The organism is uncultured Abyssibacter sp., from assembly GCF_964000955.1.
In the GTDB taxonomy this organism is placed as follows: Bacteria; Pseudomonadota; Gammaproteobacteria; order Nevskiales; family OUC007; genus Abyssibacter.
Genome location: NZ_CAXFCL010000038.1, coordinates 1 through 5,422 on the forward strand (window position 1 = coordinate 1; position 5,422 = coordinate 5,422).

At 62.4% G+C, this 5,422-nt stretch carries 4 protein-coding genes and 1 riboswitch; of the genes, 1 reads left to right on the forward strand and 3 read right to left on the reverse strand.

Annotation, left to right across the window (positions count from 1 at the left end; all coding sequences use genetic code 11):
- Nucleotides 1-72 precede the first annotated feature (72 nt).
- Complete coding sequence (gene thiC, locus ABNS06_RS01480) at nt 73-1,980, reverse strand: phosphomethylpyrimidine synthase ThiC (protein WP_348672188.1); 1,908 nt, start codon at nt 1,978-1,980, stop codon at nt 73-75.
- Between the two features lie 49 nt (nt 1,981-2,029).
- Nucleotides 2,030-2,121, reverse strand: a riboswitch (TPP riboswitch).
- A 172-nt stretch (nt 2,122-2,293) separates the two neighbouring features.
- Here thiC and ABNS06_RS01485 point away from each other — a divergent pair.
- Nucleotides 2,294-4,219 carry a sensor domain-containing phosphodiesterase gene (locus ABNS06_RS01485; RefSeq protein WP_348672189.1) on the forward strand — a complete coding sequence of 642 codons (1,926 nt, stop codon included), beginning with the start codon at nt 2,294-2,296 and terminating at the stop codon, nt 4,217-4,219.
- Here ABNS06_RS01485 and ABNS06_RS01490 read toward each other — a convergent pair.
- Nucleotides 4,199-4,576, reverse strand: a complete 378-nt coding sequence (locus tag ABNS06_RS01490; protein ID WP_348672190.1) for a hypothetical protein — start codon at nt 4,574-4,576, stop codon at nt 4,199-4,201. The two genes, ABNS06_RS01485 and ABNS06_RS01490, sit on opposite strands and share 21 nt — an antisense overlap.
- A gap of 190 nt (nt 4,577-4,766) precedes the next feature.
- The coding region (locus tag ABNS06_RS01495; RefSeq protein WP_348672191.1) for a LysR substrate-binding domain-containing protein at nt 4,767-5,422 on the reverse strand (656 nt) is incomplete at its 5' end.

The following is a 5,422-nucleotide window of genomic DNA, read 5'->3' on the forward strand; positions in this document are numbered from 1 at the left end:
CCATGCCCGGCAACCGAGGACGCGCCCACCTGAGGGATCGCGTGTGCGTTCAGGCGCATGCGCCAGACAGAACTATGTGGGTCGGTAGACCTCACCACCCTGTTCGCGGAACTCGCGGGCCTTCTCCTCCATTCCGGTCTCCACCGCCACCGGAATCGCCTCGATCCCCTGCCTGGCCGCGTAGTCACGCACGTCCTGGGTGATCTTCATCGAGCAGAAGTGCGGGCCGCACATGGAGCAGAAATGAGCGACCTTGGCCGAGTCCTTGGGCAGGGTCTCGTCATGGAATTCCTTGGCTTTCTCCGGGTCCAGTCCGAGATTGAACTGGTCCTCCCAACGGAATTCGAAGCGCGCCTTGGACAAGGCATTGTCGCGCACCTGCGCGGCCGGATGGCCCTTGGCCAGGTCGGCCGCGTGGGCGGCGATCTTGTAGGTGACAATGCCCTCGCGCACGTCGTCCTTGTCCGGTAATCCCAGATGCTCCTTGGGCGTCACGTAACAGAGCATGGCGGTGCCGTACCAGCCGATCTGTGCGGCGCCGATACCGGAGGTGATGTGGTCGTAGCCAGGCGCGATATCGGTGACCAGCGGGCCCAGGGTGTAGAACGGCGCCTCGAAGCAGTCACGCAGCTCCTTGTCCATATTCTCCTTGATGAGCTGCATCGGCACATGGCCGGGCCCTTCGATCATGACCTGGCAATCATGCTCCCAGGCGATCTTGGTCAGCTCGCCAAGGGTTTCCAGCTCGGCGAACTGGGCGGCGTCGTTGGCGTCGGCCAGGCAGCCCGGCCGCAGGCCGTCACCCAGCGAAAAGGCCACGTCGTAGGCCTTCATGATCTCGCAGATATCTTCGAAATGGGTGTACAGGAAGGATTCCTGATGATGCGCCAGACACCACTTGGCCATGATCGAGCCGCCACGCGAGACGATGCCGGTGACGCGATCCGCGGTCATCGGCACATAGGGCAGCCGCACGCCGGCATGGATGGTGAAGTAATCCACGCCCTGCTCGGCCTGCTCGATCAAGGTGTCGCGGAACAGCTCCCAGGTCAGCTCCTCGGCCTTGCCGTCGACCTTCTCCAGCGCCTGGTAGATCGGGACGGTGCCGATCGGTACCGGTGAATTGCGGATGATCCACTCGCGCGTCTCGTGAATGTGCTTGCCGGTGGACAGGTCCATCACGGTGTCCGCGCCCCAGCGCGTGGCCCAGACCATCTTCTCGACTTCCTCGGAGATCGACGAGGTCACGGCCGAGTTGCCGATATTGGCGTTGATCTTCACCCGGAAATTACGCCCGATGATCATCGGCTCGGATTCCGGATGGTTGATGTTGTTGGGAATGATTGCGCGCCCGGCGGCGATCTCGTCGCGAACGAACTCGGGCGTCACCTCGGCCGGCAGCCGCGCGCCAAAGCCCTGGCCACCGTGCTGGCGCTTCAGATAGCCCGCCGCCTCGTACTCCGCGCGCAGTTCAGCCAGCCGGGTGTTCTCGCGAATCGCGACGAACTCCATCTCCGGCGTGACAATGCCCCGCTTCGCGTAGTGCATCTGGGTCACGTTGGCGCCGGCACGCCCCTTGCGCGGTGCGCGGATATGACCGAAACGCAGATCCGCGGTCTTCGGGTCGACCGCCCGGTGCTGGCCGAATTCGGAGCTGGGCCCGGTCAGTTGCTCGGTATCACCGCGAGCATCGATCCACCCCGCACGCAGCATCGGCAGCCCCTCGAGCAAATCAATGCGTGCCTCCGAATCCTGGTACGGCCCCGACGTGTCGTAGACGGTGACGGAAGGATTGTGCTCGAAGCCCGCCTCCGTCCGTGTGGGCGAACAGGCGATTTCCCGCATGGGCACCCGGATGTCTGGGGTCGAACCATCCACGTAGATCCGGCGAGACCGGGGAAAGGGCTCGCGCATCTCGTCACGGACTCGCCGCGCGTTTTCCGCGATGTCGGTGGAAACGTTCTTGGGTGTCGCGCTCATCGGTACAGCTCCCGGCCGACTGCACGGAACGCGGACGAGAGCCACGGAGAACATGGCGTGCGTCCACTCCCTACGCCGGCACAATCCGGTTCAGGTTCCAAGGGACTCTCTCAGCCGTTCAAGGCACCCCTGGGACAACACTCACAAGCTTACGGCATGGAGCAAGCTTCGCGAAACCGTTCAATCCACACTGAACAAATCCTTGAAATGTGACGCCGTTCATCGAAATCTCAGATGGAGGCGCTTTCTTTTACAAATTTCTTACCGCAGAGGCCGTACCTTGCGCGGCCACTATTCGATCATCATCAATACAATGGCGGCGAACAATTCTCTCTCCCAGCCCTCCGAGCAATGGCAACGTCGTGAAGCCTTGCGTCTTCGTGACCTGCACCTGACAGGACTGCTTGACACCGCGGCGGAGGAACGTTTCGACCGCTTGACGGCGCTTGCGTCCGAACTCCTGGGCGTACCGATCGCGCTGGTCAGCCTCGTCGACGAGAACCGTCAATGGTTCAAATCAGTCCGCGGCCTGAGCGTCAGCGAAACCGAGCGGAGCGTGTCCTTCTGTTCGCGGGCATTGGAAGAGCCGGACAACATGCTCATCGTCGAGGACGCCATGCTGGATCCGCGTTTCGCGAAGAACCCGCTGGTGACCGGAGCACCCAGGATTCGGTTCTACGCGGGATTCGTGCTGCGCAGCTGGTACAAGCGGCCACTTGGCACGCTTTGCGTCATTGATGAAAAAGCGCGATCCCTCACCGACCAGCAGAAGGCGACGCTGCGCATGCTGGCCGACATCGCCCAGGATGAAGTCCGCCGCGGCAGACAACTGCGGACCCTGGCGAAGAAGACCGAAGCGCTGGCGTATCGCGACAACGCCACCGGACTGCCCAATCTCAGCGCACTGCACCGGGAAACGGACACCGCGCTGGAAACAGCAGGCGAGACGTCGGTTGCCCTGATTCGCACGGCGATACTCAACCTGAATTCCGCCGTTGTCTCGACCGACGAGGAGCATGATGCGACCGCGACGCTGACCCGTTGCGCCCACCTGCTTTACGGCATTCTGCCGGACCACTCCTTCGTGGCACGGGGTTCCGACGAAGAGCTGGTCACGCTGATCCCGGGGCAGACCAGCGAGGATGATCTGGACGAATACCTGACACGCATTCACGCGACAATCGAGCGCGCGTGGCATCCCGCCGGGCATGCCCACCATCTGGTCGCACGTTCCGGTGCCAGCCTCGGACGCCAGCCGACGAGCTCGTACTCACGACTGATGGGGCAGGCCGGTCTGGCGCTTCGCGACACCCTTGGCTCGAGTGCTGATAGCAAGTTCCGGATCTGCTCGGACGACACCCGACGCCGGCTGGATCGGCGATCAACGCTCCACAAGCGGCTTCGGCACGCGATCGAGCACGGCATCGTCGAAGCGCACGCCCAACCGATCCTGGACGTCAAGACCGGCCGACTGTGCGGCGCGGAGATGCTCAGCCGCTGGAATGACGCCGACCTCGGCGCGATCGCTCCGTCCGAATTCGTGCCGCTGGCCGAAGAATGGGGACTCGCGCTGCCGCTGACCGAACTGGTCATGCACCAGGCCTTCGAACTGCGACAGCAGCTGCGCCAGTCCCAGATCCATCACTGCCGGCTGGCGATCAACGTCCCGGGCTTCCTGCTGCGCGACACGAAGCTCATCGAAGGCATCGTCGCCCGGTTGCATCAGGGTTCGCTCTACGGCTCGCAACTCGCGCTGGAGATCACCGAGCACTCGTATGTTCACGCCGACAGCATGCTGCTGAGAAACATCAGCAAACTTCGCGAGGCCGGGCTGAAGTTCTCGGTCGATGACTTCGGGACCGGCTACGCATCGTTCGGCCAGCTGAAGACCATGCCCGTGGATGCCGTGAAGCTCGACCGGGTGTTCGTGCAGGGCATTTCCACGGACGCCCGGGATGCCTCGATCGCCCGCGGGCTGTTGCGAATGATCACGGATCTGGGCCTGACGGTGATCGCCGAGGGCGTCGAGACCACCGACCAGTACGACTTCCTGTCACGGCATGGCTGCCAGATGGCACAGGGCTGGCTGTTCGATCGAGCGTTGCCCACGAAGGAATTCCTGTCGCGGGCCAGAACGCGGGATGCCTGGCTTCCACCGATCAAAACTACAACATCAACAGACTCACTCAAAAAGATCGGCTTTGGGAATGACTGCGGATCAGTTCAGCCGCGGTTGTGAGGCCGGCGCGCGGTTCTGGATCATTCCCCGCTGAGCTTCTTCCCGCGCCTGACGCCGTTGGGACTTAGTCATGCAAACAGTGCGCGGGAAATGCGTCCCCAACACATCTTCGCGACGACAGATCAAATCATCGTCATCCGCCTCCGCTTCCGCTTCCTCGATAGTCGCGTATCGCTTCTCAGTACCCTTGATGGTAACCCCGTCGCCCGCGGTGGTAGCGCACGCACTGAGCAACACAATCAGGCTCAGAGCGCCCATGTGTGCTACCCGGCCGAGCGCACTGAAGCAAGTCAAATCAGAGAGCTTGGCACCGAAAGTCGTCGAATTATTCATTTTTTGATTCACCCAAGGAAGCACGATCTACGCAGGAAAGTTGTTTAAGAGTAGCCAATGCCGAACTGACTAGGCGAATCATGGGACGAAGAATCCACAGGCAGGCAATCTTTACTACTCAGATGCATGCCCCTCCCAGATCCGACCTCGATGACAACGCCACGTCTTCCGGCAAGCCGGATATATACACGCTGCAAGGAGTCACCTCGCCTGATCACCGATCCAACGTGGATATTTCGCGAACATTGCACTTCATTGCGGTCCGACTCCGAAGAATCTCCGCCATCGTCAGGGTGGCCGGACCGGCGAAGGCGGAATCCGCCGTGATCAGATAAAGCGTCGCCCGTCGCTCCGCCGCGCCGGCCATTGGCAACGGCTTGAGGATGCCGCTTTCAAGCTCCGGCGCGATGATGGGATCGGCGAACCAGGCGAAGCCCAGGCCCATGGTCGCAGCCTGGATCGAGGTGGCCTTGTTGGTCACGGTCCAGCGCTGGTCAGCGCCCAGCCAGGCCCCGCCATCACGCTTGCGCTGCACACCGGAATCGCGAATCACCAGTTGGCGATGACGTCGCAAATCCCGATAGTCCACGGAGCGTCCCAGGCGATGGAGCGGATGGTCCGGATGCGCGACGGGGATGAATCGAACCTCGAGCAGCGGCTCGCCGGCGAATCCGACCGGCACGCTCGGCGAGATCGCCAGGTCAACGCGGCGGGAGAGAATCGCCTCGTCAGTGCCGCCGAGCACGGATTCCTCCAGCTCGAGATGCGTCTCCGGAAAGCGCCGCGCGAAGACCTCGAAGCACTCAAGCAACAACCAGGTCGGAAAAATCACCTCCACGGCCAGACGCAGCGTGGGTTCCACACCGGCGG